General features: G+C 66.8%; 1 protein-coding gene and 1 pseudogene. Both read left to right on the top strand.

From position 1 onward, the window contains the following. Positions 1-25: 25 nt before the first annotated feature. A pseudogene (locus ON20_RS40695) lies at positions 26-112 on the top strand (hypothetical protein); the annotation flags it as partial. A 24-nt stretch (positions 113-136) separates the two neighbouring features. Then, on the top strand, positions 137-792 hold a 656-nt coding region (locus ON20_RS25760; protein ID WP_245547490.1), incomplete at its 3' end, for an IPT/TIG domain-containing protein.

The following is a 792-nucleotide window of genomic DNA, read 5'->3' as shown; positions in this document are numbered from 1 at the left end:
AACGAACCTGACCGGAGCCACCGCGGTGAGTTTCGGTGGCACACCTGCGACTTCGTTCACGATCGACTCCGCCACCCAGATCACGGCCATTGCCCCCGCCGGTGCGGCCGGAACGGTATCGGTCACCGTCACCACCGTGGGCGGAACGAGCAATGGGGTCGCCTACACCTATGTCGCGGTACCCACACTGACCTCGGTGGTGCCCAACGTGGGATCGGTGACCGGCGGGACCACCGTCGTGCTCACCGGCACGAATCTGGCGGGAGCGACCGCGGTGAGTTTCGGTGCTACACCGGCAACTTCGTTCGTCGTGGATTCCGCCACCCAGATCACTGCTGTCGCCCCTGCCGGGTCGGCCGGGACGATACTGGTCACCGTCACCACCGTGGGTGGCACCAGCAACGGCGTAGCCTACACCTATGTCGCGGTACCCACCCTCACCTCGGTGGTGCCCAACGCAGGATCGGTGACCGGCGGGACCACCGTCGTCCTCACCGGAACCGCCCTGACCGGAGCGACCGCAGTGAACTTCGGTGCTACACCGGCGACCTCGTTCGTCGTGGACTCCGACACGCAAATCACCGCCGTCGCCCCCGCGGGTGCGGCCGGAACCGTATCGGTCACCGTCACCACCGTGGGCGGAACGAGCAATGGGGTCGCCTACACCTACGTTGCGGTACCCACACTGACCTCGGTGGTGCCCAACGCAGGATCGGTGGCCGGCGGGACCACGGTCGTGCTCACCGGCACAAATCTGACGGGTGCGACCGCGGTGAACTTCGGTGCTACACC

Source organism: Nocardia brevicatena NBRC 12119 (assembly GCF_000308495.1).
Classification (GTDB): domain Bacteria; phylum Actinomycetota; class Actinomycetes; order Mycobacteriales; family Mycobacteriaceae; genus Nocardia; species Nocardia brevicatena.
This window is presented reverse-complemented; position numbering and strand designations above follow the sequence as displayed.